This window comes from Subtercola vilae, assembly GCF_004923255.1.
Classification (GTDB): domain Bacteria; phylum Actinomycetota; class Actinomycetes; order Actinomycetales; family Microbacteriaceae; genus Subtercola; species Subtercola vilae.
This window is the reverse complement of the sequence record NZ_QYRT01000004.1, coordinates 29361-55066: the sequence shown is the minus strand read 5'-3', so window position 1 is coordinate 55066 and position 25706 is coordinate 29361. Positions and strand designations below refer to the sequence as shown.

The following is a 25706-nucleotide window of genomic DNA, read 5'->3' as shown; positions in this document are numbered from 1 at the left end:
TGTAAGTTTGAAATTACGGCAGCCATCGAACTCTGTCAAGAGTCATCTTCGAGATTGTTTTACGACTGAGTCGTGCCCGTTCAGAAGGGAACGAGTGTTGATTCCCGAACGATCAGGGCGAACCCCGTCACGACCTCGCGCGCTGCGGTGCTGGGCGCCGTGCCTTCGATTCGCTCGACGAGTAGCGCGACCGCCTCCTGAGCGATCTCGTCGCGCCGGGGGGAGATCGTGCTCAGCGACGGCGTGGAATACGAACTGTCTTCGATGTCGTCGAAACCGACAACAGAGACGTCTTCGGGCACTCTCAAACCGTTGTGCTTCAACGCCCGCAATGCGCCGAGGGCGAGGGCGTCGTTGAAGCAGACGATGGCATCGAATGTCGCGCCCGTCGCGATCAACCGTTCTGTCGCCTCGACGCCGTTCCTTCGATGCCAGAGAGATGCGGCCGCGAACAGCTTCGGGTCTGGTTCGATGCCATAGCTCGTCAGGGCGTCTTCGTAGCCCTGCAGCCGCGAGGCGGCGGTGCCGACGGGCCCATCCGGCTGAACGCCGAGAACGGCGATGCGTCGACGGCCGAGCTCCAGCACGTGAGTCGTCGCTGCGCGCGTCGCGGCAGCATTCGACATGGTCACGTGGTCTGCTTGGCTGCCGTGCACACGCTCACCGAGAACGACCACCGGAAAGTCTACGTTGAGCTGAGTCACGTCTGCCGGGGCGAGCGTGAGCGGGCTGTAGATCAATCCGTCGATCGAGTGTTTGCGCATGTTCGAGACGGCACTGATCTCGGTGGAGTCTTCTCTGACCGTCTGCTCGATCAATACCGTGTAGCCTCGTTGGCCGGCGGCCCTGATCACCGCGTCCGCCAGCTCGGCGAAGTACGCCTGGCTGAGTTCGGGTATCGCGAGGCCGATGACGTGGGTTCGGCCCACGCGCAGGTTGCGGGCCGCAATATTGATCTCGTAACTCAGTTCGTCGACCGCTGCCATGACCCTGGTTCGCATCTTCGCCGACACATGCTCGTAGCCCGACAAGACGTTCGAAACCGTCTTGACAGACACCCCAGCCCGGGCCGCCACGTCTTGCATCGTCGCCGCCGGACGATTCGACCACGCCATCCGAGCACCCCACTGACAAATTGTGTTGAGAAAAACCTAGCGGAACTGAGTAAAGCGTCACCACTCAGCCGCGCTGAAACGGGCGTGCCTAATGAGGGCAACGGCTGGGCGAAAGTGCGTGGCGCTGCGGGTGCCCACTGACTGAAGCCCCGATTTGCGCAGCTCGGGGCCTGCCGAGTGCCGCACCTGGCGTGAATCGCCCGACGGATCATTACATGTGTGTACGAGGGTCACTCGCTCGGATGACGCGGCCGAGTGCACGGTGTGCGTAGCGTGGCAGTATGAGCCAACTGACGTACCTGGAAGCGATCGTCATGGGCGTCATCCAGGGCATCTCCGAGTTGTTCCCGATCTCAAGTCTGGGACACTCCATTCTGATCCCGGCGATCGTGGGTGGTTCGTGGGCGACCGACATGAACGTTTCTGCGCCCGATTCGCCATACCTCGCGTTCATTGTGGGGCTGCACGTCGCGACCGCCCTCGCGTTGATCGTGTTCTTTCGCAAGGACTGGGCGCGCATCGTGGTGGGGCTGGTCACGTCGATCAGGTACCGACGCATCAGTACGGCACCGGAGCGCCTGGCGTGGCTGCTGATCATCGCCACGATTCCGGTCGCGATAGCGGGCCTGCTGCTCGACCACGTCTTTCGGAGCGTACTCGGTGTTCCCATGATCGCCGCGATCTTTCTCACGGTGAACGGGTTTGTACTGCTGCTCAGCGAACGGTTCGGTCGGCGCAGCCGCGCCCGCACGCCGAGAGCGGTGGTCACTGTCGGTGCCCACGCGGCCATCGGCTCGGTCGAGCCCGATGACGACGACGCACAAGTGGATGCCGCGGTCAGCTCCCTCAGTTTTCCGCGCGCGATCGCGGTGGGTGCCTCGCAGATCCTCGCGCTGCTGCCAGGGATCAGCCGTTCGGGCATTTCGATGGTCGGCGGCATGGCGGCCGGGCTCAGCAACCGCGAGGCGGCACGGTTCTCGTTTCTGCTCGCAACCCCGGTCATCCTCGCCGCCGGAGTGCTGAAACTGCCCGACCTGTTCGGGCCCCTCGGGCAGGGCATTCAGGGCCAGGTGCTCGCCGGCAGCGCGGCGGCGTTCGTCAGCGCCTTCATAGCGGTCAGGTTTCTCGACCGCTATTTTCGCTCGCGCACCCTCGTTCCGTTCGCTGTCTACAGCGTCGTCGGCGGACTGTTCTGCATCGTGTTCTTCGCGGTTCGCTGAGGCGGGTCAATGAGCTGGGCGATGCGGTAGCCCACCAGTTCGCGCATGACCAGGCCGGTATTGGTGCGCTTCACGCCGTCGATGCTGAGAATGTGGCCGGTGATGCGGTACAGATCGTCGGCGTCGCGAGCGACGACGTGCACGAGCAGGTCGCTCACGCCGGTGAGGCCGTGCACCTCGAGCACCTCGGGCACGGTGGCGAGGGCGGCCCCGACACGGTCGAGTTTGCGCTGGGTGACGCGGGTGACCACGTAGGCGCGCAGCGGGTAGCCGAGAAATGCCGGGTCGATGCGCCTCTCGAACGAGCGCAGCGCGCCCTCGGCGGTGTAGCGGTCGAGGCGGGCCCGAACCGTGTTGCGGGCAAGCCCTGTCGAGGCGGCGATGGCCAGGTTGGTGACGTCGGGGTCGGCGACCAGCCGCTGCAGAATGGCTGCGTCGACCTGGTCGGCCTGGCGTTTTCGTGGCATTGTGATCACTTTCTTCGGGGCCGGCTTGGGTTCAGGTGAGCATCCTGCTTAGTTTAGGTCACGTCGATTGCGCAGAGAGCGTCATCTGTGGTCGACTCGGTGCGTCACTCCTCTGACCTAAGGAAGCCCGGTGGAACACAGCACGCTCAACGAGAATCGCGCCCGCCTCGACGATGCGGGCGGCGAGTCGCGCCTGGCTACGTTGGCCGCGATCGAACGGCGGGTGCTGTGGTTGTCGACCTCGATCATCCATCATGCCAACCGGGTGCGCGAGAACACCTCAGGCATCAAGGTGGGCGGGCACCAGGCATCGAGCGCCTCGATCAACACGATCATGACGTCACTCTGGTTCGGTCAGCTGCGCGCCGAAGACCGTGTCTCGGTCAAGCCGCATGCCTCGCCGGTGCTGCATGCCATCAACTATCTGCTGGGCAGCCTCGATGAGAAATACCTCACCACACTGCGGCAGTTCGGCGGGCTGCAGAGCTACCCGAGCCGGGCGAAAGACCCAGACCCGGTCGACTACTCGACGGGGTCGGTGGGCATCGGGGCGACGGCGCCGATCTGGGGCGCTATCTCGCGCAGATACACCGAGACGATCACGGGCACGCCCAGCCGCGGGCGCCAGTACTCGCTGGTCGGCGACGCCGAACTCGACGAAGGGGCCATCTGGGAGGCGGTGCTCGATTCGAGCGTGGCCGAGCTGGGCGAGATCGTCTGGATTGTCGACCTCAACAGACAGTCGCTCGACCGGGTGGTGCCGAACAGTGCTGCCGGCAAGATTCAGCGGATGTTCGAGGCCGCCGGCTGGCAGGTGATCGCCGTTCGCTTCGGCAGTCTGCTCGAGGGCCTGTTCGACCGCGACGGTGGCCCAGCCCTTCGCGACCGCATCGTTGCGATGCCGAACCCCGAGTACCAGCGTCTGCTGCGCTGCGCCGCCGACGAGCTGCGCGACCGCCTGCCGGGCACGGGGTCGGCCCGGCAATCGATTGCCGATCTGTTGGCCACGATCGACGACGAGACGCTGCTGGCGGCGATCCGCAACCTCGGCGGGCACGACCTCGCCGCGCTGCAGCAGGCGTACGCGGAGATCGACGACACCCGGCCGACCGTCATCATCGCCTACACGATCAAGGGGTACGGGCTGCCGACAGAGGGGCACCCGCAGAACCACTCGTCGCTGCTGAGCGTCGAGCAGTACCGGGCGCTCGCCGAGCAGCTCGGCGAAGATGCCGCTCACCCGTGGCAGCGATTCGCGGCGGGCTCGGCCGGGGGAGTGCTCTGCGCTTCGACCGCCGAGCGGCTGCACCGCGACCCCATCGAAGCGGTACTGCCGCCAGCCGTGCCCGCCGACTTCGGCCGCACACCGGCGGGCACCGCTACGACGCAGGCCGCCCTCGGCCGCGCGCTGCTCGACCTCACCCGCGCGGCGCCCGAGGCTGCACGCCGCGTGGTCACAGTGAGCCCCGACGTCAGCTCGAGCACGAACCTGGCCGGCTGGGTGAACAAGGTGGGTGTCTGGTCGACCGAAGAGCGCCAGGACTGGTTCAGCGACGATGCCGAGACCATCATGCACTGGCGCGAGAAGCCCACCGGCCAGCACATCGAACTGGGCATCGCCGAGGTGAACCTCGTGAGCCTGATCGGTGAGCTCGGCGCCACGTGGAGTCGCTGGGGCCAGCCGCTCTTCCCCATCGGGGTGCTCTACGACCCGTTCGTCGAGCGCGCGCTCGAACCGTGGTCATACGGCATCTACGCCGGCGGCCAGTCGATTCTCGTCGGCACGCCCTCTGGCGTGACACTCGCCCCCGAGGGCGGTGCCCACCAGTCGATCAAGACCCCCTCGATCGGCCTCGAGCAGCCGAACTGCATCAGCTACGAACCCGCGTTCGCGCTCGACGTCGAGTGGACCCTTCTTGCCGCGATGGCCCAGATGGGCCGCGAGGGCGGTACGTCGGCCTACCTCCGGCTGTCGACGAAGCCGGTCGATCAGCAGCTGGCCTCGATTCCCACCGACCCCGCTGCGCGCGAGCGTCGTCGCCGGCAGGTCGTGGCCGGCGGGTACCTACTGCGAGCGGCGCTGCATCCCGCGGTGACGATCGTGACCATGGGCGCGCTGGTTCCGGATGCCCTGGCGGCCGCCGATCGTCTCGAAATGCTTGGCACGCCCGTCGATGTGCTGTGTGTCACGAGCCCCGGGCTGCTCTACGAAGCGCTGCAGGGTCGAAACGGACAGGGCTCGGCCGAGACCTGGATTCTCGACCAGATACTGCCCCGCGAGAAGGCTGCGCCCATGGTGACCGTGCTCGACGGGCATCCGCACACCCTCGCGTTTCTCGCCTCGGTGAACCAGGTGAAGAGTCGCAACCTCGGGGTGAGCGGTTTCGGCCAGGCCGGGGCGATCGACGAGGTGTACCGGTATCACGGCATCGATACCGACAGCATCGTGCGGGCGGCGCTCGACGTGGTCGCCTGAGGCCGAGTGGCTCAGGCCACCGGCAGTGCGGCCACCGCCGACACGCGCAGGAAGTCGAGTTGCGCCGCAGCTTCCGAGCCGGTCGCGGCGGTGTACGCGACGATGCGCAGGTCGGTTCCGGCCACGCTGAACACATCGCAGTCGAGTTCTACATCGCCGACGAGCGCGCTGTGCACCACTTTTCGTTCTGACTGGTGTTCGCCAACCGCCCCGCTCTGCCAGAGCTCCCGAAAGGTGTCGTTCGCTGCTGTCAGCTCGGTGACGAGCGCGTCGACCCCGCGGTCATCGGGGTACTGGCCGTGCACCCGGCGGAGATCTGCCACGAGAGACGCTCCGAACGCATCGACGCTGCCCGACCGGCTCACGATCGCTGCCTCGCCGTCGTGCAGGGCGGCGCCCGTGAACAGCGAGCGAATCAGGTTCGGCCGCCCGCCGCCAGCGGGCCTCACGGGTTCGCCGAGCAGCGCCGCCCAGAGCGGGCTCCAGGTGATGAGGTCCCACGAGGCCGTGAATACGGCCAGCGGTGATTCGCCCAGCCGCGCCACCAGGCGCTGCACCCCGGGCGGAATGTGCGACGGAACCTCACGCGGCGACGGCGGCAGCAGCCCCGCCACCACGAAGAGGTGGTCGCGCTCGGTGTCGCTCAGCTGCAGGGCCCGGGCGAGAGAGGCGGCGACCTGCGCCGACGGGCGGCGGGCGCGGCCCTGCTCGAGGCGAACCACGTAGTCGACGCTCAATCCTGCCAGCGCGGCGAGTTCTTCCCGTCGCAGACCGGATGCCCGGCGGGAGTCGCCCGCGGGCAGCCCCACGTCGATCGGCGAGAGACGATCGCGCCAGGAGCGGAGGAGGGCCGCGAGATCGCCGTGCTGAGCATCCTGCATCTGCCCAGTCTGCCAGCGTGGGGCCCATTCTGGGTGGTACCGCGAGTCCTCCTGTTCGGCCGGGCCACGACACTGCGGCCTGCGGGCAGCAGACTCGAGCCATGACTACAACACCTGACGCGGCGGCAGTGCCGAACGCGACCACAGCACGCGGCGCGACCACAACACCCGGCCCGACCACAGCGCAGCACCCGACCACACTGATCACCGGGGCCAACAAGGGCCTCGGCTACGAAACCGCACGCCGCCTCATCGCGGCGGGGCACACCGTCTGGATGGGCGCTCGCGACGAGGCGCGCGGCCGGGCCGCGGCCGAGGCGCTGGGCGGCCGGTTCGTGCAGCTCGATGTGACGAGCGACGCGTCGGTGGCTGCGGCCGCCGAGACCATCGGGGCGGCAGGTGGGCTCGACGTGCTCGTGAACAACGCTGGCATCACGGGCCCGCGCCGCGCGATCGACGAGCTGACGGCGGCCGACGCCGAGCTGGTGTTCGGCACCAATGTGGTGAGTATTGTGCGGGTTACGCATGCAATGCTGCCGCTGCTGCGGGCATCCGATGCCCCCACGATTGTCAACGTGTCGAGCGGCATGGGGTCGTTCGACGCCGTGCTCGACCCGCAGCGGCTCGAGTCGAACATCATCGCTCCGCTGTACCAGTCGTCGAAGTCGGCCGTGACGATGCTGACGGTGCAGTACGCAAAGGCGTTCCCCGAGATGCGCATCAATGCGGCAGACCCGGGCTACACGGCGACCGATCTGAACGGAAACAACGGTCTGCAGACAGTCGAAGAGGGCACCGACGCGGTTGTCGACCTGGCGACACGCGGGGGAGCCGGCCCGACGGGCACGTTCATGGACCGGGCGGGTGTCGCGCGCTTCTGAGCGGTGGTGAGGCGCAGGAGGCGACGATTGTGCCGCCCGCGCTCTGCCTGACGCGGGTGGCTACCGCACTTTCGCGTTTTCGCGCTCGCGCGCCGGGTGTGCGATCATGTACAAGCGGAACCATGATCCGCTAGTGACGATACGGAACGTGATTCCGTGGTGCAATCGGCTTTACGTGAAGGGCCAGCCATGACAGTTGACGACGAGGGTGGGGTGGCGTCAGAGCAGCTGGCGTCGGTGCTGCCGACGCACGCCCCGGCGCCGCTGCCCGCGCTGCCCGCGCGGTCGAGGCGTGCCGATGCGCGACGCAACGAGCAGACCCTGCTCGACGCCGCAGCCTCGGTGTTCGTGAGCGCGGGCGTCGATGCGCCCGTACGCGAGATTGCGGCGGCGGCCGGGGTGGGTGTCGGAACGATCTACCGGCACTTCCCCACCCGCGCTGACCTCGTCGTGGCCGTGTACCGGCACCAGGTCGAAGCCTGCGCTGAGGCCGGGCCGGCTCTGCTCGCGTCGTGCGGGTCGCCCTCCGAGGCGCTCGCCCGGTGGGTCGACCTCTTCGTCGACTTTCTCGTGACAAAGCACGGGCTCGCGGCTGCGCTGCGATCAGATCGCGACGGTTTCGACTCTCTGCACGCGTACTTCATCGACAGGCTCGTGCCGGTCTGCGCCGACCTGCTCTCGGCGTCGGTCGCCGCCGGCGAGAGCCAGCCTGGCGTCACCGCGTATCAGCTGATGCGCGGCATCGGGAACCTCTGCGCGGGAGCCGAGCACGACCCCGGCTACGACGCGCGTCGCCTCGTGCAGCTGCTCCTCGCGGGGCTGCGAAGAGGCGCCGAGCGGGCTTAGAAGAGAGTGTCGTGTGCTGGCCTCTGGCTGGCTGATGCCTGTGGTGCAGACACCGGTCGCGCCGCCAGTGTGGCCGGGGCTGCTTCAGAAGACGCGGAAGCCGCGGAACCGTCGATGCGCGGGGCGCCTCCCGGGTAGCCTGGGCCAGTGTCGGGGGTGCGGCCCTTGGCGTAGGCTTCCGCGGCACCGCGGGCACGAACATCCGCTGCCTCGTTCAGGGTGTGACCGACGTGGCCCTTGACCCACTCGAAGCGGTAGCGACGGCCCACGATGGCGTCGTCGATCTCTTTGATCAGGTCGAGGTTCATGACCGGTTTGCCGTCACCCTTTCGCCACCCCTTGCGCTTCCAGCCGGGCATCCACTTGGTGATCGTGTTGATCACATACTGGCTGTCGCAGAGAATGTGCAGGTCGTCGTCGACGTGTGCGGTGGCGCGAAACAGCTCGAGCACTGCCTTCAGTTCGCCCATGTTGTTCGTGCCGTGCGGCCAGCCGCCGGCGCCCCAGGTCGAGTCGTCGATGTACCAGGCCCAGCCGGCGGGCCCGGGGTTGCCGAGGGCAGAACCGTCGGCTGATGCGGTGATAGTCATTGCCCCAAGGGTACCGGTGCCGGGCCGAGTGCTCTGATTCGGGTGCCCGTGCGGCAGTGCGTCTGCCGCATGCGCCAGTGCTTCGGCGCCTCAGTCGTCGTCGTGCGCGCCGAAGTCGGGGCGAAGATCCCAAGCCGTCTGCCGCCGCAGCGCTGCAATGAGTGTCAGGGCCTGAAGCCGAGCCTGGTCGGTGCTCACTGTGCTGTACACGTCGAGGGCGAGCGGCGGCGGTTCGCCGAACTTCGGCAGCTCGACCTCGACCCACGCGCCGTCGGCCAGGGCGATTCTCGGCATGCCGAGCTTCGCGTTCTCGACCGGCGCGTCGACGGCCAGCGAGATCACGGCCAGGGCGTCGAGCTTCGAGATGGCTTGGTACAGGACGATCGTGGCGCAGTATTCGGGCACGCTCGCGGGTGGCGTGCTTCGTCGAAACCATCGGCCGGGCATCCTTCAAAGTTACCCGCTTGCATCCCGCCCGCCGAAGCCCTAGCTTTTTGGCATGATCGGAACACTGGACGTTGTTGTTGTCGACTGCCCCGACCCCGAGCGCCTGGCCGACTTCTACGCCGAGCTGCTCGGAATGCAGACGGTGTCGCGCGACGCCGACTGGTGCGAGATCGTGCCGCCCGGTGACGCTCGGCCGTTCCTCGCCTTTCAGCGGGCCGACGGGTATCGGGCGCCCCAGTGGCCGGGTCAGGATGTTCCGCAGCAGTTACACCTCGACGTGAAGGTCGACGACCTCGACGTGGGCGAGCAACAGGTTCTCGCCATTGGCGCTACGCTCACCGGTGCCGGCGACACGACGTTTCGCGCGTACCTCGACCCCGCTGGCCACCCGTTCTGCCTCGTCAGGCCCGCCGACTAGCGTTTGCCCCTGGAGGCCAGTGTTTTCAGGGAGACGAGGTCTTCATCTCGCACACCGGAGACAACGAACGTGGTGCGCGATCGAGCATCCGAAGTTCTGGTATGAGCGCAACAACAGCCCGACAGTTGCGAGTCAAGCGGTAGACGAGGTCGGTGAAGAAAGCGTTGACTCGATTGAGAGAGCAATGTGACGAAGAGGAGGCCGCAGTGGCGAACATGACGGCAGGCGATTTGGGGTTGAAACCGGATTCGGGACGGGCGAAAGACCTGTACGGGTGGTTTCTGGCGAGCCTGCTGTTTGGGCGGCCGGTGCAGCAGGAGGTGTCGGCCGCGACGTGGCGGGTGCTGGTGAAGCACGGGCTGACGAGCCCGGGGCGGTTCGCGGAGTACGACCGCGAGGGGCTGCGGGCGCTGCTCGATGAGGGGCACTACGCGCGCATCGACTACGTGATGACAGATGAGTTGCACGAGGTGATGCACCGGGTGAAGTCCGAGCACGGGTCAGTGAGCCAGCTGGTGAAGCGGGCCGGGTCGCGGGCGGAGCTGAAAGCGACGATGTTGGAGCGGAAGGGTGTGGGCCCGAAGACGGCAGACATCTTTCTGCGGGAGGTACCCGACAGTGTGATCGGCAGCGCTACGGCGTGACCGGCAGCGCGAAGGCGTGACCAGCGGTGCCGGCGAAGCCCGGCGAGAAGCATGACGAACAACCGAACAACCGAACAACAGGGAGAACACCATGAAGGTCGCACTACTCGGAACCGGAACGATGGGCGCCGGAATGGCCCGCTCGCTGCTGCGGGCGGGAATCGACGTGACGGTCTGGAACCGCCACAGCGAGAAGGCGAAACCCCTCGAGAGCGACGGCGCGACGGTCGCCGAGTCTGTGTCAGACGCGGTTCGTGAGGCCGACGTGGTGCTCACGATGCTGTTCGACGAAGCCGCCGTGACCGAGGTGGCGGTCGAGTTTCTGGCGAACACGGCCCCGGATGCCGTCTGGATGCAGTGCGCAACGGTGGGGGTGGCGGGGGTGGGCCGGCTCCAGGCACGTGCGGCCGAGCACGGGGTGAGCATGGTCGACGCCCCGGTGGTGGGAACGAAGAAACCGGCCGACGAGGGCACGCTCGTGGTTCTGGTGTCGGGGGAGGCGGCGAGCATCCGGAGCCTGGCGCCCGTGCTCGACGCGATCGGCTCGAAGACGGTGGAGGTGGGCGACGCACCCGGCAGTGCGAGCGCGCTGAAGCTGGCGTGCAACGCGTGGGTGGCGTCGCTGACCGCGGCCACGGCGCAGTCGGTCGAGATGTGCCGGCTGCTCGGAGTCGACCCGGCCCTCTTTCTGCACGCGATCGACGGCGGCCCCTCGAACACGCCCTACGCGCAGCTCAAGGGCGGCATGATGATCGACGACGACTTCACAGCGTCGTTCGCGGTAGATGGGCTGGCGAAAGATCTGGGGCTGATGCTCGAGGCGGTTCAGGATGCCCGTTCGGGCTCCGAGGCTCCGACCGAGATGTTGCAGGCCCTCGCCGGGCTGTTCGGGCGGGCGAGTTCGCTCGGGCACGGGTCAGACGACATCGCGGCGGTCGTGACGGCCTTCCGCCCGTAGTACGAAGTGGGGGCGACTCACGCCCGTAGCCGGGCCCGCTCCGCCGCACGAGAGCGGCCCCGGCCGTACCCGACCGCCAGCGCGCCGAGGCCGACGAGAAATGCGGTGAGGCCCACGATGTAGCCGATGACGCTGCCCCAGCCGCCGTTGGCGGGGTTGAGAAACGGGTACGGGTAGATGGTGCCGCCACTCGCGGCAGCGCGAACGAACGTGTAGACGGCCCACGCGATCGGGTAGGTCACGACCACCCAGAGAGTGCGCCAGCGCAGCGCCGGCCGCCCGGGCGAGAGTAGCCAGTCGAGCACGATGATGATCGGCACCCAGACGTGCACGATCTCGTTGGGCCAGCTGAGCCCCTGGAAGCCGGGCGAGGGAGCCCCACGCAGCAGCAGGTTGTAGACCGCCGCGGTGACGATGGCGTAGGTGAGAGTGGCCATGCGCACGGTCGTGTACAGCGTGGTGTCGCGGGCGAGCCTCAGCGCCATGACGCCCCCGACGACCAGCACCACGATGTTGAACAGACTGGTTTCGATGGTGAAGTAGCTGAAGTACTCCCACGGGTCGAAGGCGTTGTGCACCACACGATCGGCGATCTGAATCACGATGGTGGCCAGCAGGCCGAGCCCCACCAGGAGCCGCACTGCTCCGACTGCGCGTCTGTTCATGGTGGGTATTCGACGCCGAGGGCTCGAGCGCTTGCCTCACCCCTGATTCGGGCGCGGCCTCAGCGAGTACAGGCCGCCGTCGACGGCGAGAATGACGCCGTTCGTGCTCCGCGAGGTGGGGGAGGCCAGGTAGGCGACGGCCTCGGCCACCTCGTTCGGCTGAACCAGCCGGCCGGTGGGCTGGCGGCTCTCGAGGGCTGCGCGTTCTGCCGCGGGGTCGGCAGCCGAGTCGAGCAGCCGGCCGACCCATGGGGTGTCGGCGGTGCCCGGTGCGACGGCATTGACGCGAATGCCCAGCGGAAGGCAGTCGGTGGCCACCGCCAGCGTGAGGGCCGAGATGGCCCCCTTCGAGGCGGAGTAGAGCGCCCGTTGGGGCAGCCCGGCCCAGGCTGCGATCGACGAGGTGAAGACAATGGCGGCCTTCGACGACTCGCGCAGGTGCGGCAGTGCGGCACGAACGGTGCGAGCGGAGCCGATGACGTTGATGTTGAGCACGCGCATCCACTCGTCGTCGTCGTTTGCCTCGATGTCGCCCTGGGCTCCGATGCCGGCGTTCGCCACAACGATGTCGAGCTGGTGGGCGCTGGCGACGACCTCGGCGATGGCCGCCGTGACGCTGGCCGTTTCGCCGATGTTGCAGTGCACGCCGATGAGGGGCGCGCTGACCTGCTCGGGTGTGAGGTCGAGGCAGTACACGGTCGAACCGCGGCGGTAGAGCTCTTCGGCGATGGCTTTGCCGAGACCGGATGCTCCACCGGTGACCACGGCGACGGTGCCGTCGTAGCTGCCGTCGTCGGCCCGTCGCGTGAGGGTGCTGTCGGTCACGAGGGGCTCCCGGGCTGGGTTGTGTGCCGCTGCTCTTGCGTCGGCGGCAGCACGGTCTGGCGCACCGGCTGGCGCTGTGTGCCGAGCAGATCGATGCTGCACTCGAACACATCGCCGTCGGCGAGGTACGGGAAGCGGCCCGACAGGCCGACGCCCTCGGGGGTGCCCGTGTTGATGAGGTCGCCCGGCTCGAGCACCATGAACTGGCTCAGCTGGCAGACGATGGTGGCCACGTCGAAGATGAGGTCGCTGGTGTTCGAGTCTTGGCGCGGCTCGCCGTTGACAGTGGAGGAGAGGCGCAGGCCCGACCCGTCGCCGACCTCGGCCGTCGGCACCAGCCACGGGCCGAGCGGGTTGAACGTCTCGGCGCTCTTGCCCTTGCTCCACTGGCCGCCCGAGATCTCGATCTGGTAGGCCCGCTCTGAGACATCGTTCGAGACCGCGAAGCCGGCGATGACGCCGAGCGCTTCGTCGGGGCTGCTGAGATAGCGGGCGCGAGAGCCGATGACCACGGCGAGTTCGACCTCCCAGTCGGTCTTCGTCGAGCCTGGCGGGATGAGCACGGTGTCGTAGGGGCCGACGACAGTGTTCGGGTGTTTGAAGAAGATCACGGGCTGGGTGGGCGGCAGCGAACCTGACTCGGCGGCATGGGCCGCGTAGTTCATGCCGATGCAGATCACGGCGGTCGGGCGGGCGATGGGGGCACCGACGCGGAGCACCGAGCCGTCACTCGGGTCGCCCAGCGTGGCGAGGGTGCCGGCTACGAGGGCAGCAGCCACCTCGGCGATGCCGCCTCGCGCGAAGAAGGCGCCGTCGAGGTCGGCGGTGAGGGAGCTGAGATCGAAGAGGGTGCCGTGCTCGTCGAGAACGGCGGGGATCTCGTGGCCGAGGGGGCCGAGGCGCAGGAGCTTCATGCAGGGCTTTCTATAGGCGGTGGGGTTGAGGTGGCTCCATACATCCTACGTTTAGCCGCCGCTCGGCGCTAGAGCGGGTTCGGGCGGCAGTGTGCCACGCTCGGCTTTCTATCTCAGGTGGTGGCGCGCCTGATCCACCCCTCGATGCCGGCGATGTGGGCCGTGACGAGGCCCTTGGCGAGCTCGGCGTCGCCCGCCGCGATGGCCTCGACGATGGCCGCGTGCTCTGAGAGGGTGCGTCCGGCTGCGTTCTCCTCGGTGATTCCGCGCCAGAGCCGTGCTCTGACGGTCTTGCTGCTGAGGGCGTCGAGCAGCGTCGAGAGGTAGTCGTTGCGGCTGGCCGCTGCGATGCGCCGGTGAAAGTCGAGATCGTGCTCGACGAGGGCCGCGACGTCGTCGGTGGCGGCCGCGAGGTCGACGCTGCGGCGCAGGTCGGTCAGGGCATCCGGTGTCATCCGTGTGGCGGCCAGGGCGGCGGCCGACGATTCGAGAATACGGCGCACCTCGAAGAGTTCGAGCACCGACTGGTCTTGGTGCAGGTCGACGACGAACTGCACGGCCTCGAGCAACAGGCCGGGTTCGAGGCTGGTCACGTAGGTTCCGTCACCGCGGCGCACGTCGAGCACCCGGATGAGTTCGAGCGCCTTCACCGCTTCGCGAAGGGAGTTGCGCGAGAGACCCAGCCGCTCGCTGAGCTCGGCCTCGGGGGGCAGGCGGTCGCCGGGCCGCAGTTCGCCGCGCAGAATCATCTCGCGGATGCGGCTGATCGCTTCGTCAGTGACGGCCATGGGGTCTCTCGGGTTCGGGAAGGGTGTTCAGACATCCTATGTGTCGGGCGTGCCAACTGAACAGAGATCTGCACCGATGGCTGAGTATTGCGGCTATCGAGCCGCCGCTCTTGTATGAGGGATCGTGTGCCGCATGCCCTGTGTCACATCGGTCTGCTGGCCAGAATGGCCTTGCCTCGTCGGGGCGCCCGGGGTCAGGGGCGGCGAGCGGGGGCGACGTGCGCGAGGATGCGCCGCCAGTGGCTCACGAGGGTGAGCTCGCGGGCGCCGGCCGCGCGGATGACACGCGAGCGCGGGATGCGGCGGCGGTACCACTGGCCGTCCGCAGCCGCTGTGGCGGCTGTGTCAGAACCGGAGCCGTCGGAGCCGTCGTCGGCCCGGTCGCCGTAGACCAGCAGCGTTGCGGCCGTGATGCGCGGCAACTCGTCGACCCAGCCGCGGTCGCGGAACGCGAGCAGGTCGGTGGCGATACCGGAGGGGCCCTGCGTGCTGGCTTCGGCGAGCATCCGGTCGATGCGGCCTGCGACACCCGGGCGGGAGAGGGCTGGGTCGTCGTCTGCGATGCCGAGGGAGGCGCGGGTGAGGGCGGGCCCGGCGCCCAGTGCGCGGGTGAGTTGCGACAGCGGGGCGTGGGCGTTCATCGATGAGAGGCCGATGCGGCGGCGAACGGTGTCGCCCAGTGCGACTCCGGATGCGCGGGGCAGCCCTACAGCGACAACCCTGTCGACCAGGTCGGGGTGCCGCGCAGCCAGCGACAGCGCGACGGCCCCGCCCGTGCCCCAGCCGACCACGCCCACCGTGCCGAAGTCGGCGCCTCCGACCGCTCTGGCTTCGTCTTCTGAGCTGGCGAGGAACGTGGCCAGGTCGTCGGCCCGGTCTTGGATGGTCGGAATGGCCCCCTCTGGGAGCGGGTCTGAGGCCCCGTAACCGGGGCGGTCGAGCATCAGCAGATGAACCGGCCACTGGGCGGTGACGGTGGGGTTCGGGTCGAATCCGCCCGCGCCGGGGGTGGGGTGGCAGAGCACGATGAGGCGCTTCGACGCCGGGTCGCCAGCGGCCGAGACGCCGAGGCCGCGCCCGTCGTCGAGCATGAATCTGTGATTGGCCACGCGCGTGCCACCCCCCGAGCCGGTCGCGCCATGCGAGGCGCGCGACGAACAGTACCGTTTTACTGAATCACGGATCGGCGGCGAGCGGGGGTAAACCCTGGGAGGGTTGACAGCGGCGCGCCCGACTGTGGCGATTGCGGTGCACAATGAAGGGAGGTCAGAACCCCGGGAGAGACCATGCCAGACACCGCACGCCCCCTCGCGAAGCTGGGCTTTCTGAGCATCGGGCTGTTCGACGAGGCCGACCCGTTCGCTGGGCACGAGAGCACCCTGCAGATCATCGAACTAGGCGAGCAGCTCGGGTTCGACAGCGCGTGGCTGCGCGACCGGCACCTGCAGTACGGAATCTCATCGCCGGTCGCAGTGCTGGCGGCGGCGAGCCAGCGAACGACCCGCATCGAGCTCGGAACCGCGGTGATTCCGCTCGGCTTCGAGAACCCGTTTCGGTTGGCCGAAGACCTCGCTACCGTCGACGTTCTCAGCCGCGGCCGGCTGAACGCCGGTGTGAGCGTGGGGCCGCCCACGCACTTCGACGACATCAAGGCGCACCTGTACCCCGACACGGCCGAGGGCGAGAACTTCGGGCACGATCGGGTTCTGCGCGTGCTGGCGAACCTGCGAGGAGACGCGGTGAGCACGTTCGCCGGAACAGAGGGCATCGAGGCCTATTCGCCGCGCATCCAGCCGCACTCGCCGGGCCTCGTGAATCGCGTCTGGTACGGCGCCGCCGGGCTCGCATCGGCCGCCTGGGCGGGCGAGAACGGGCTGAACCTGCTCACGAGCAGTGTGGTGCGGGCCGAAGAAGACGACGACTTCGCGCGCATCCAGCGCTCGCACATCGACCTCTTTCGACAGACACACCCGCTCGGCCAGGCGGCACGCGCCTCGCAGGGGCTCGTCGTGATTCCGACCGACACCGCGACTCCCGAGCAGGTGACGAGGTACCGCGCCTACGCCGAGAGCCGGTTCGCGCGCACACAGACGCCGCAGGGCCCGCAGCGCATTCTGTTCGCGCCCGACATCGTGGGCAGCTCTGCCGAGATTGCGGATGCTCTGCGAGCGCACGCCGGATTCCAGGCCGTCGACGAGGTGGTCTTCGCGCTGCCTTTCTCGTTCGAGCACGCCGACTACGTTCAGATCCTCACCGACGTCGCCACGGTGCTCGGCCCCTTGCTCGGTTGGAAACCGGGCGCGTAGCGCCCTCTGCACCGGGCCTGCGGGCCGCTCCTCGCTACACCCTGCGAGCGCATCAGGTGAAACCCCGCACGCCTCCCGTGGGTGCGGCAGAATTGCAGGGTGGCGAGTAGAACAGACGTGATCGGGTTCTGGGCGGTGCGCAGTGCGGTGACGCTCGGCGCGCTGGTGTCGGTGTGGGCGGCAGTGTCGACCGGGTCGATGCTGGTGCACGGGCATCCGGCATACACCGTGATTCTGGCGGTCACCTTCGTCGTGTGTGTGGTGGTGGCGGTGCGATCGTGGCGCCGGCGAGTGGTCGTGCGCCGACGATTGCGACCGCTGCGGGTGGTGGCGTTCGGACTGGGGGTCATCGTGATTGCGGCCGTGGCATGGCTGGTGCCGTCGTCGGCTGACGAGCCGGCGCTCGCGGCAATGCGCTCTGATGCGGCTGTCACGGTGACCGAAGACGCCACAGAAATCGTGCTGACTCCGACCGGCACGGTCAGAGCGACCGGGGTGTTCTTTCAGCCGGGTGCCAGAGTGGATGCCCGGGCCTACGCCGCCGTTCTGAGGCCGCTTGCCGAGGCGGGGCACCTCGTTGTCATTCCGAAGCAGCCGCTCGGCATCGCCTTTCTCTCGGCGGCCGCGTTCGGCGGAGCGCGTTCGGCGCATGCCTCCGTGACCCAGTGGGTGGTCGGTGGCCACTCGCTCGGTGGAACCGTCGCCGCCATCGACGCAGGCTCGTTCGCCGGCGCCAGCACCTGGAAGGTGGTGGGGCTGCTGCTGTACGCGTCGTACCCTGCCACCGACATGAGCGGCCTCGGCGCCCGGGTGCTCTCGGTTTCGGGGTCGAACGACGGCCTTGCGACGCCGGCGAAGATCGACGCAGCGAAGCCGTCGCTTCCCGCCGACACACAGTATGTGGTGATCGCCGGGGGAGTGCACGCGTTCTTCGGCGATTACGGCCCGCAGGCGGGAGACGGGGTGGCGGGTGTCTCTCACGATGATGCCCGCACGCAGATCGAGCAGGCCAGCGTGACCTTCGTGAACGGGTTCGACGGCTGAGATGAGGCGGCTCGGCGGGGTGGTGTGGGCAGCCCCGCGGGGCATCCGGAGCCCCCTCGACGAAGCGCTGGGCAGAACTTAGGCTTGACGCATGAGCGGCAAGAACGAGCGCAGTGACGCTCGCCTGAATGTGGCCCGGTATAAAGTCGATGGCACGACCCCCGGCAGCGCGGAGCCCGATGACGAGGCCGACACCGCGGGCCAGCCCCGAATGGAGGCACGGGCGCAGTTCGTCGAGATCGCCATTCAGCAGGCCATCCGCCGCGGCGATTTCGACAACCTGCCGGGCGCTGGCAAGCCCCTCAGCGGGTTGCAGCAGACGTACGACCCCGACTGGTGGATCCGCAAGAAGATCGAACGCGAGAACATCACCGGCCTCGGCCCGCCGGCGCTCACTCTGCGCGCAGAGAACACGGCTCTGGATGCCCGGCTCGACGCCGCGCCCTCAGAAACGGCCGTTCGCGACCTGCTCGACGACTTCAATCGGCGCATCGTCGAAGCGCGCCGGCAACTGAAGGGCGGGCCGCCGGTGATCACACCGACGCGCGACATCGACAGCGAACTCGAGCGGTGGCGGCAACGCCGTGCCGAGCGCTATCAGGAGATGCTTCAGGCGCGCGAGCGGGCCGACGCTGCCCTCGAGGCGATGTCGTGGCGGGAGCGTCGGCGGGCGAGGCGGCGGGGGTAACCGCGGTGCCGCCACGATCAGATGCGCTGGATCTGACGCACCCCAGGGGGCAGCGGGGCTCCTCGCCGGCAAGCGGTCAACGCCTTTTGTGAACTCAGTACATTTAATGCGACCATGGTGCATGATCGAATTCTGCCCGCTCGACCTCGGTAGCCGGTTCATTCCCTATGACGAGGGGCTCGAGCGCCAGCGCGACCTGCACCGAAGAGTTGCCGCGCGCACCGCACCCGACACGGTGCTGCTGCTCGAACACCGCGCGGTGTATACCGCCGGCAAGCGCACCGAACCGAGCGAGCTGCCCACCGATGGCTCGGAGGTCGTGGTCTCTGATCGCGGTGGCAAGCTCACCTGGCACGGCCCAGGGCAGCTCGTCGGTTACCCCATTCTGCGGTTGCCCGAACCGCTCGAGGTGGTTCGGTACGTGCGCGACCTCGAGGCGGCGCTCAGTGCCGTGGTGGCAGAGTTCGGTATTGAGGGGCATCGCGTCGAGGGCCGCTCGGGAGTGTGGGTGACGCAGAACGGAGCCGAGGCGAAGATCGCAGCCATCGGCATCCGGGTGTCTGAAGGCGTCTCGATGCACGGTTTCGCCCTCAACTGCAGCAACAGCCTCGAACCGTATGAGCACATTGTGGCCTGCGGTATTCGCGACGCGGGTGTGACCACGATGACCGAGGTACTCGGTCGACGGATCGAACCGCGGGAGGTGCAGGCAGCAGTCGAAGAGCAACTCTGTCGGGTGCTCGAGCGCGTGCCGGCGGTGGCGGCATGAGCGCCACCGTGGGGGATCGCAAACTGCTGCGGCTCGAGGTTCGAAACGCCGAGACCCCCATCGAGAAGAAGCCGGAGTGGATCAAGACCCGGGCACGGTTCGGCCCCGAGTACCGCAAGCTGCAGGAGCTCGTGAAGAGCGAGGGACTGCACACGGTCTGCCAGGAGGCCGCCTGCCCGAACATCTTCGAGTGCTGGGAAGACCGCGAGGCGACCTTTCTCATCGGCGGTTCGCAGTGCACGAGGCGGTGCGACTTCTGCCAGATCGACACGGGCAAACCCGCCGACTACGACACCGACGAGCCGCGCCGCGTGGCCGAATCGGTGCACCAGATGCAGCTGCGCTACGCCACGGTGACCGGAGTCGCCCGAGACGACCTGCCCGACGAGGGAGCCTGGCTGCACGCCGAGACGGTGCGCCAGATTCACGCGCAGAACCCGGGCACCGGGGTCGAACTGCTCGCTACCGACTTCTCGGGCAACCCGGCACTGCTGGCCGAAGTGTTCGCCTCGCGCCCCGAGGTCTTCGCCCACAACGTCGAGACGGTGCCGCGTATCTTCAAGCGTATTCGGCCGGCGTTTCGCTATGAACGGTCACTGGATGTTCTCACCCAGGCCAGCGACGCGAAGCTGGTGACCAAATCGAACCTCATCCTCGGCATGGGCGAGACCCGCGCCGAGGTGAGTGAGGCGTTGAGCGATCTGCGCCTCGCGAAGACCGACATCATCACGGTGACCCAGTACCTGCGGCCGAGCCCCCGGCACCTGCCGGTGGCGCGGTGGGTGCGGCCGGAGGAGTTCGTCGAGATCGCCGAAGAGGCCGAGCAGCTGGGTTTTCACGGGGTGCTCGCCGGCCCCCTGGTTCGTTCGTCGTACCGCGCCGGCCGACTGTGGAGCGAGTCGATGAAGAAAAAAGGATGGGCCTCCGTCACGGTGTGACAATGGCTCATCGGCGTGGCCCGGTAGTCGAATCGGTGACCTGCACGGTTGCGACCGATGCGGTCAGTGAACCAGTGGGGCCAGGGCGGCAACCGGCGGTGCTGTGTTCACACGGATCTCGCTGGTTGTCCGCATTCCCACGTGACGCAATTCGAGCTGGCTGACGACGAGGGCGGCGAGGTCGTTCAGGTTCTCGACCTCTTCGTTCGACACTGCATGCGGCTCGAAATCGATGACACAGAGGGTGCCGATCACTGTGCCGCTCGAACGTTTCAGCGGCACGCTCGTGTAGAAGCGCATGCCGAAGTCACCTGTCACCAGAGAACTGTCGCTCGAGCGCGAGTCGAGCATGGTGTCTTCGATGACCACTGGCTCGGACTGTGGTTGCGCGGTGAGTGTCAGATTCAGGTTGCCGGCCGCCGTCTGCTCTGCAGACGTGTCGTAGTGCGTCTTCAGCCACACCCGATCGTGGTCGAGAACGCTGATGATGCAGATGGGCGCCGCGAACAACCGCGCCGCCATCACCGTCACGCGATCGAGGGCTTCGTCTGGCAGGGTGTCGAGAACGCTGGGGCGCGGCGCCAGAGAAGGGTGCTTCTCGTCGTCTTCGAACAACGGGTGCATCACCTCGTCTTTGTGACGCCCGCTCTCAGCGATGACGACCTGCTTCAGAATCGCGACAAGCTCATGCCGCACCGGGCGCTCGAGCGGGTTGCGAGCCGTCATCGCCCCGAGCAGCTGTCGCCAGTAGTCGGGCAGCTCGGCGGGAATCACGGGGTCGCGGCGGAGGCGTGCGATGGCCGACTCCACCACGCTTCCGGGGTACTCGAGTGAGCGCGTGAAACATTCCAGCAGCACAAGGCCGAGTGCATACACATCGCTCGCGGGCCCGACCGGGCGCCCAGAGGCCTGCTCGGGGCTGAGATAGGCGGCGGTACCGGTCGTGGCGCCTTCGGCGGTCATCCTTTCGATGTCCGCGGTCAGGGCCACACCGAAGTCAGTCAATTTGGCGCGGGCACGGGGTGAGCCGTCGCCGTAGTCGACCACCAGAATGTTCGACGGCTTGATGTCGCGGTGAATGACGTTGTGCGCGTGAATGTAGTCGAGCGCCTCGGCCATGTCGTAGCCGATTTCGGCAATGTGCCGGGCCGACAGGGCCGACACCCCCACCCGGTCATGCAGGTCGCTGCCGTTGACCAGCGCCATGACGATGTAGCGGTGGGCACGGCCGTACTCATCGCGGTCGATACCCGCGTCGTACAGCTGCACCAGTGCGTGGTGGTCAAGGCTTGCCAGAACCGCCAGTTCGCCCTCTTCTCGACCCGCATCGGCGGCGCTGTTGGTGAAGAGTTTGACCGCCACCTCGCGCCCGAGAATCTCATCGCGCGCCCGAAAGACCGTCGCCATTCCGCCCTGCCCGACCGGCGTGCCCAGGCGGTAACGACCACCCAGAACCTTCTCGGAAGGACCCTTAGACACCACCTCGGACACGTGCACCCACTCTCGTTTTTTATCATACGTTCGGTGGCGAGGCTCACGCATAGGGGCACGCTTCGTCTGGCGGGGTGTCGTGCGTACTGTATGATCTGCTCGCATGACGCTCTCTGACGAACTGCTGGCCCTGCTGAATTCACGCGCACTCTGCTACATCGCCACCACGATGCCGAACGGCTCGCCCCAGCTCACCCAGACGTGGGTCGACACCGATGGCGAGAACGTGATCATCAACACGGTCGAGGGGTTTCAGAAGCTGCGCAACATCGAGCGAGACCCTCGCGTGGCCGTCGCCCTCTCTGACCCGGGCAACCCCAGCCGGTACTACCAGGTTCGCGGTACCGTGACATCGACCGAGACAGAGGGAGCAGTGGAGCACATCGAGAAGCTCGCCCAGAAGTACCTCGGAACCGCCTATCCCTGGTACGGGGGCCGCGACCAGAAGCGGGTCATCCTCGTGATTCGGCCTGACAAGATCAGTTCACAGGGCTGATCAGCGGGGGTGCTTCGTCTGCGCGTCGCAGTGTGCGGGCCAGGGCGCTGCAGCAGACTGGGGGCACCGAGGAGAAAGAGCGCGCTATGCCACGCATCCTGACGCAGCACACCCTGAAGCCCGATGTTCGGCGATGGACGGGTATCTCAGCCATCGCCGTGGCTGTTCTCATGTCGAGCGAGTTCGTTGTGAAGGTGGCCGCAGTGGGCTCGCGCCCCGAACTCTCAGACGAGTCGGCGCTCGCCGCCTTCACGGCGAAAGTGGCGAACGCTTCGCTGACGGTCATCTTCATCGACATCTTCCTCATGGCCGCGCTGGTTGTCTTTCTCGCAAGCCTGCGCCAGCTCATCACCGTGGCCCGGCACGACCTGCAGTGGGTCGCCGACCTCAGCTACGGGTCGGGGCTGGTGTTCGTCGCGGTGACGCTGGTGGGTGATGCACTGGATGCCGGTGGTGCGCTCGACACCGTCGGCCAGGCTCCCAATGGCACGGTCATCCGGGCGCTCATCGAAGGGCACATCGTGATGTTCGGTTCGATCGGTGGCATGCTGACAGCCCTCGTCGTGGCGGCGGCCGGCTATGTGACGTTCGCGTCGACGACCCTGCCTCGCTGGACGGGCTGGTTCGCATTCGCCGTGGCGGCAACCAATCTGCTCTCCGTTCCGGCCATCTTCAACGGCACCAGCTCGAAGAACCTGTTCTCGGCGGGGGGCCCGGGGGTGACGGCGACCGCCACCTTTCCGTTTCTCGCGTGGGTGATCGTGGTGGGCGTCGTGACAATTCGCGGCGAGCGGCACCACCGTGAGCGGTTGGCCGAACGGGTGGGGCATCGCACCGCAGAGAGCCCCGTGACGAGGCCCTCCGCGGTGTGATGCCCACGCGTTAGCGAAGACTCACCGGTGTTCCGAGTATTCGGGCCGAGGTGGTGGTGGTGCCGACTGTCACACCCCACGTCGTGTCGGGCACGAAGTAGCCCTGGCTGGCCTCGGCTGCGGTGACGGTGTGGGTGGGTGTTGTGCAGGTGTACGAGGCGCCGGCAGCCAGTGATGAGTAGCGGCAGTTGCCCGTTCCTGGAGCCACCAGCGGCGTGAAGTTGCCGCTCGAGGGGGCTACCGAGACGGTGGTCGCGGTGGTGTTGGTCGCCGCGAAACGGTACGCGATGGTGTCGCCGGCAGCATACGGGCTTGCCGCCACGTCACGGCCCGCGTCGGCCCGTGCGCCCACGATGCTGACGCCGGAAATCGTTGCGCTGTCGACGTGAACACCCGCGGTCAGGTTCACCGGGAGCCCGAGTACACGCCCGCTCCCGCTCGACGACGGTGAGACCGACCAGGTTGTGTCGGGCACAAAGTAGCCCTGGCTGGCCTCGGCTGCGGTGACGGTATGGGTGGGCGTCGCACAGGTGTAAGAGGCGCCGGCGGCCAGGGCGAGGTAGCGGCAGTTGCCCGTTCCTGGGGCCACGAGGGGTGTGAAGTTGCCCGCCGTGGGAGTTGTGCTGACCGTGCCCGTCGAGTGGTTTGTCACGCGAAAGGAGTACGGCACTTGCTCGCCCGCGGAGTACGGTGCTGTGCCGAGGTTTCGTGCGGCGTCGGTTCGCTGACCTGTGACAGTGGTGCCCGCGATGGGGGTGACCCCGCCGCACGAATAGGCCAGCCACGCGTCGTTCAGTGCGGCGAACTGGATGCCCGTGGAGTAGCTCGACTCATAAAGCACACCAACAGAGTCGCCTCCCAACCTCGCCGCTACTGAGTATGCCGAGAAGCCGGCATTCAGTTGGCGGGCGAAAGGCCACGTTGCGCCGTCGTCGCACGAGACACGGGCGGTCAGGTTCTGCCGGGCCGACTGCGAGTTCGCGTTGGTGAAGAGCAGTATTTTCGCCTCGGGCGTGCCGGCCGCCGCGTCGGGGTACAAGCGCACGAGCGAGGCGTTGTTGGCCGGGTCGGGCAGTTCGAGGTCGCTGGTGACCGGGCCGTACGTTGCACCACCGTCGCTTGACAGGGCGACCTTGCGATAGCCCTGGTTCGCGTGGTCGCGGGAGTTCAGGAGAACGCGGCCGTCAGAGAGCTCGACCGTCTTGTTCTCGTCCATACCGGTTCCGACGAATGCGCCGCGCGACCACGAAGCCCCATGGTCGTCGGAGTAGACGCTGTACGCCTCGACCTGGTTCGTACCGTCGGCCTGCCGAACGTCACCGGCGAACTGTTGGATGAGCCGGCCGGCGTGGCTGCCGTAGTTCAGTTGTATGCCGGAACCCGAGGTGGCGAACATCCCCCGCACATCGCCCGCAACCGGAGCCGCGCTGCTGGTTCCCGGTTTGACGACGGAGGTGATGAGCCGCGGCGCTCCCCAGGTGAGACCCAAGTCGGTCGACTGCGAGACCTGCGCGCTGATCACCTGGCGGTTCGCGTCGTCGTTGCCGAAGGTGCTGCCGCCGAAACCTTGGTCTTTCGAGTACACCGAGAACAGAAAGAGGGTGCCTGCAACGTGATCGTAAACGTAGCTGGGGTCGCTGTAGCCGTATTTGTTCGCTCCTGAGCCGGCCGTGTCGGGGTTTCCTTGGAGAACCGTGGCCTGGGTGCTCCAGGTTGCGCCGCCGTCGGTGCTTCGGCGCTGCACGATCGAATTCGGGTTCGGCGAATCGGCCGCACTGCCGGGTCGCCCATCCCAGGCGGCGACAACCACGTTGTCACCCAGATAGCTGAGCGCGGGGATGCGGTACGCGGCAAAGGGTGAGACAAGCGTGGGGGCCAGGCTCGTGGTGGTGAGCGTGCCCGGTGGATCACTCGGGGTCGCGCTGGCGGCGGGGGCGCCGAGCAGTGCGGCGGCTGCGAGGCTGGCGGTGAGTGCGGTTGCGAGGAGTGCGGTGCGACCGGTGCGTGCCGTGCGTGCGGTGCGTGCGGTGCTAAGGGGTGCGTGAATCATCTATGAATCCTTTCCCTGAGATACGACATCTGACGTCATATTTGCGGTAACTCTAGCAAGGAGTCGCCATAGGATGGAAGGGACATCTGATGTCTGGTGTCATGATTTCCAATCGAGGAGAGTGCGGCATGGCAGAAGTGGTCATTGTGAAAGACGCAGACGAGGGCGGTGCTCTTGGCGCGGCGGTGGTGGCGCGGCTGGTGCGGCAGACTCCGGCGGCTGTGCTGGGCCTTGCCACGGGGTCAACCCCGCTGACGATGTACCGTCACCTCGCGGTGCAGCTCGCTGGGGCTGACCTCGGGCAGGTTCGGGGGTTCGCGCTCGATGAGTACGTGGGGCTGCCGACTGGGCATCCGGAGAGCTATCGGGCCGTCATCGACCGAGAAGTGGTGGTGCCGCTGGGGCTCGACGCCGGACGGATTGCCGTGCCGAACGGCAAGATCGAGACAGCAGAGCATGCCGGGCGCGACTACGAGGCGGCCATCGCTGCGGCGGGTGGGGTCGACCTGCAGATTCTGGGCATCGGTACCGACGGGCACATCGGGTTCAACGAGCCGGGGTCGTCACTCGCCTCACTGACCCGGGTGAAGACGCTGGCGCCGCAGACCCGTGCTGACAACGCGCGGTTCTTTGAGTCGATCGATGACGTGCCGATGCACTGCATCACGCAGGGAATCGGCACAATTCTGAGGGCGCGGCACCTGGTTCTGCTGGCGTTCGGGGCATCGAAGGCGCACGCGTTGGCGGCGGCGGTCGAGGGGGCGGTGAGCTCATCGGTTCCGGCGTCGGCGATTGCGCTGCACCCGCACGTCACGGTGATCGTCGACGAGGCAGCCGCGGCCGAGCTCGTCAACGCGGACTACTACCGCTACGTGTTCGACAACCGGCCGGCCTGGCAGGAGCTGTAACTCAGCGGG

27 protein-coding genes are annotated in these 25706 nt (G+C 67.4%); 15 read left to right on the top strand and 12 right to left on the bottom strand.

Annotated elements, in window-relative coordinates:
• Positions 1-80: 80 nt before the first annotated feature.
• Entirely contained in the window at positions 81-1115 is a 1035-nt protein-coding gene (locus D4765_RS02910) for a LacI family DNA-binding transcriptional regulator (RefSeq protein ID WP_136640726.1), read from the bottom strand.
• A gap of 281 nt (positions 1116-1396) precedes the next feature.
• Between D4765_RS02910 and D4765_RS02905 the strand changes: the two genes are divergently transcribed.
• On the top strand, positions 1397-2335 hold the full coding sequence (locus D4765_RS02905; RefSeq protein ID WP_136640725.1) for an undecaprenyl-diphosphate phosphatase: 939 nt from the start codon (positions 1397-1399) through the stop codon (positions 2333-2335).
• Here the strand turns inward: D4765_RS02905 and D4765_RS02900 are convergent.
• A complete protein-coding gene (locus D4765_RS02900; protein WP_136640724.1) occupies positions 2284-2802 on the bottom strand; it encodes an Lrp/AsnC family transcriptional regulator in 519 nt (172 codons plus the stop codon). The genes D4765_RS02905 and D4765_RS02900 overlap by 52 nt on opposite strands.
• 193 nt (positions 2803-2995) lie before the next feature.
• On the opposite strand from D4765_RS02900, the gene D4765_RS02895 reads away from it, so the two are divergent.
• Complete coding sequence (locus D4765_RS02895) at positions 2996-5278, top strand: transketolase-like TK C-terminal-containing protein (protein WP_237280231.1); 2283 nt, start codon at positions 2996-2998, stop codon at positions 5276-5278.
• A gap of 11 nt (positions 5279-5289) precedes the next feature.
• Here D4765_RS02895 and D4765_RS02890 read toward each other — a convergent pair whose 3' ends face one another.
• Positions 5290-6159 carry a helix-turn-helix transcriptional regulator gene (locus tag D4765_RS02890; RefSeq protein WP_136640722.1) on the bottom strand — a complete coding sequence of 290 codons (870 nt, stop codon included), beginning with the start codon at positions 6157-6159 and terminating at the stop codon, positions 5290-5292.
• Between the two features lie 101 nt (positions 6160-6260).
• Here D4765_RS02890 and D4765_RS02885 point away from each other — a divergent pair, with 101 nt between their 5' ends.
• Both D4765_RS02885 and D4765_RS02880 read left to right on the top strand, forming a co-directional pair.
• Complete coding sequence (locus tag D4765_RS02885) at positions 6261-7040, top strand: SDR family NAD(P)-dependent oxidoreductase (protein WP_136640721.1); 780 nt, start codon at positions 6261-6263, stop codon at positions 7038-7040.
• A gap of 189 nt (positions 7041-7229) precedes the next feature.
• Entirely contained in the window at positions 7230-7886 is a 657-nt protein-coding gene (locus tag D4765_RS02880; protein ID WP_136640720.1) for a TetR/AcrR family transcriptional regulator, read from the top strand.
• Here the strand turns inward: D4765_RS02880 and D4765_RS02875 are convergent.
• Both D4765_RS02875 and D4765_RS02870 read right to left on the bottom strand, forming a co-directional pair.
• Positions 7883-8476, bottom strand: coding sequence for an RNase H family protein (locus tag D4765_RS02875; protein ID WP_136640719.1), 594 nt, complete (start codon positions 8474-8476; stop codon positions 7883-7885). The genes D4765_RS02880 and D4765_RS02875 overlap by 4 nt on opposite strands.
• 90 nt (positions 8477-8566) lie before the next feature.
• On the bottom strand, positions 8567-8923 hold the full coding sequence (locus D4765_RS02870) for a hypothetical protein (protein ID WP_136640718.1): 357 nt from the start codon (positions 8921-8923) through the stop codon (positions 8567-8569).
• Positions 8924-8975: 52 nt separating this feature from the next.
• On the opposite strand from D4765_RS02870, the gene D4765_RS02865 reads away from it, so the two are divergent.
• The 3 genes from D4765_RS02865 to D4765_RS02855 all read left to right on the top strand — a co-directional run bounded on the left by D4765_RS02865 (position 8976) and on the right by D4765_RS02855 (position 10943).
• Positions 8976-9341: a VOC family protein gene (locus tag D4765_RS02865; RefSeq protein ID WP_136640717.1), complete on the top strand. Its 366-nt coding sequence runs from the start codon at positions 8976-8978 to the stop codon at positions 9339-9341.
• 206 nt (positions 9342-9547) lie between these two features.
• Positions 9548-9985: an HhH-GDP family DNA glycosylase gene (locus tag D4765_RS02860; protein WP_136640716.1), complete on the top strand. Its 438-nt coding sequence runs from the start codon at positions 9548-9550 to the stop codon at positions 9983-9985.
• A gap of 91 nt (positions 9986-10076) precedes the next feature.
• Entirely contained in the window at positions 10077-10943 is an 867-nt protein-coding gene (locus tag D4765_RS02855; RefSeq protein WP_136640715.1) for an NAD(P)-dependent oxidoreductase, read from the top strand.
• 17 nt (positions 10944-10960) lie between these two features.
• On the opposite strand, the gene D4765_RS02850 is transcribed toward D4765_RS02855, so the two are convergent.
• The 5 genes from D4765_RS02850 to D4765_RS02830 form a co-directional block, all read right to left on the bottom strand.
• Positions 10961-11608, bottom strand: coding sequence for a Pr6Pr family membrane protein (locus D4765_RS02850; RefSeq protein WP_136640714.1), 648 nt, complete (start codon positions 11606-11608; stop codon positions 10961-10963).
• Positions 11609-11644: 36 nt separating this feature from the next.
• Positions 11645-12433, bottom strand: a complete 789-nt coding sequence (locus tag D4765_RS02845; RefSeq protein ID WP_136640713.1) for an SDR family NAD(P)-dependent oxidoreductase — start codon at positions 12431-12433, stop codon at positions 11645-11647.
• On the bottom strand, positions 12430-13347 hold the full coding sequence (locus D4765_RS02840; RefSeq protein WP_201799213.1) for a fumarylacetoacetate hydrolase family protein: 918 nt from the start codon (positions 13345-13347) through the stop codon (positions 12430-12432). The genes D4765_RS02845 and D4765_RS02840 overlap by 4 nt, the downstream gene beginning before the upstream one ends.
• 113 nt (positions 13348-13460) lie before the next feature.
• Entirely contained in the window at positions 13461-14135 is a 675-nt protein-coding gene (locus D4765_RS02835) for a FadR/GntR family transcriptional regulator (RefSeq protein WP_136640712.1), read from the bottom strand.
• Between the two features lie 194 nt (positions 14136-14329).
• On the bottom strand, positions 14330-15244 hold the full coding sequence (locus D4765_RS02830) for an alpha/beta fold hydrolase (RefSeq protein ID WP_136640711.1): 915 nt from the start codon (positions 15242-15244) through the stop codon (positions 14330-14332).
• Positions 15245-15421: 177 nt separating this feature from the next.
• Between D4765_RS02830 and D4765_RS02825 the strand changes: the two genes are divergently transcribed.
• The 5 genes from D4765_RS02825 to lipA all read left to right on the top strand — a co-directional run bounded on the left by D4765_RS02825 (position 15422) and on the right by lipA (position 19880).
• A complete protein-coding gene (locus D4765_RS02825) occupies positions 15422-16441 on the top strand; it encodes an LLM class flavin-dependent oxidoreductase (protein WP_136640710.1) in 1020 nt (339 codons plus the stop codon).
• 99 nt (positions 16442-16540) lie between these two features.
• Positions 16541-17485: an alpha/beta hydrolase gene (locus D4765_RS02820; RefSeq protein WP_136640709.1), complete on the top strand. Its 945-nt coding sequence runs from the start codon at positions 16541-16543 to the stop codon at positions 17483-17485.
• A 91-nt stretch (positions 17486-17576) separates the two neighbouring features.
• On the top strand, positions 17577-18173 hold the full coding sequence (locus tag D4765_RS02815) for a DnaJ family domain-containing protein (protein ID WP_136640708.1): 597 nt from the start codon (positions 17577-17579) through the stop codon (positions 18171-18173).
• Between the two features lie 121 nt (positions 18174-18294).
• Positions 18295-18942 carry a lipoyl(octanoyl) transferase LipB gene (lipB, locus tag D4765_RS02810; RefSeq protein ID WP_136640707.1) on the top strand — a complete coding sequence of 216 codons (648 nt, stop codon included), beginning with the start codon at positions 18295-18297 and terminating at the stop codon, positions 18940-18942.
• Positions 18939-19880, top strand: a complete 942-nt coding sequence (lipA, locus tag D4765_RS02805) for a lipoyl synthase (RefSeq protein WP_201799212.1) — start codon at positions 18939-18941, stop codon at positions 19878-19880. Before lipB ends, lipA begins: the two co-directional genes overlap by 4 nt.
• A gap of 63 nt (positions 19881-19943) precedes the next feature.
• Here the strand turns inward: lipA and D4765_RS19095 are convergent, their stop codons facing one another.
• Entirely contained in the window at positions 19944-21377 is a 1434-nt protein-coding gene (locus D4765_RS19095; RefSeq protein WP_237280222.1) for a protein kinase domain-containing protein, read from the bottom strand.
• A gap of 97 nt (positions 21378-21474) precedes the next feature.
• Here D4765_RS19095 and D4765_RS02795 point away from each other — a divergent pair, with 97 nt between their 5' ends.
• Together D4765_RS02795 and D4765_RS02790 are read left to right on the top strand one after the other, a co-directional pair.
• Positions 21475-21867 (top strand): PPOX class F420-dependent oxidoreductase, encoded by a 393-nt coding sequence (locus D4765_RS02795; RefSeq protein WP_136640706.1) that lies wholly within the window; start codon positions 21475-21477, stop codon positions 21865-21867.
• A gap of 86 nt (positions 21868-21953) precedes the next feature.
• Entirely contained in the window at positions 21954-22739 is a 786-nt protein-coding gene (locus D4765_RS02790; protein ID WP_136640705.1) for a hypothetical protein, read from the top strand.
• A gap of 10 nt (positions 22740-22749) precedes the next feature.
• Here D4765_RS02790 and D4765_RS02785 read toward each other — a convergent pair whose 3' ends face one another.
• Entirely contained in the window at positions 22750-24789 is a 2040-nt protein-coding gene (locus tag D4765_RS02785; protein WP_136640704.1) for a sialidase family protein, read from the bottom strand.
• Positions 24790-24917: 128 nt separating this feature from the next.
• Here D4765_RS02785 and D4765_RS02780 point away from each other — a divergent pair, with 128 nt between their 5' ends.
• Positions 24918-25697, top strand: coding sequence for a glucosamine-6-phosphate deaminase (locus tag D4765_RS02780; protein ID WP_136640703.1), 780 nt, complete (start codon positions 24918-24920; stop codon positions 25695-25697).
• The last annotated feature ends 9 nt before the right edge of the window (positions 25698-25706 follow it).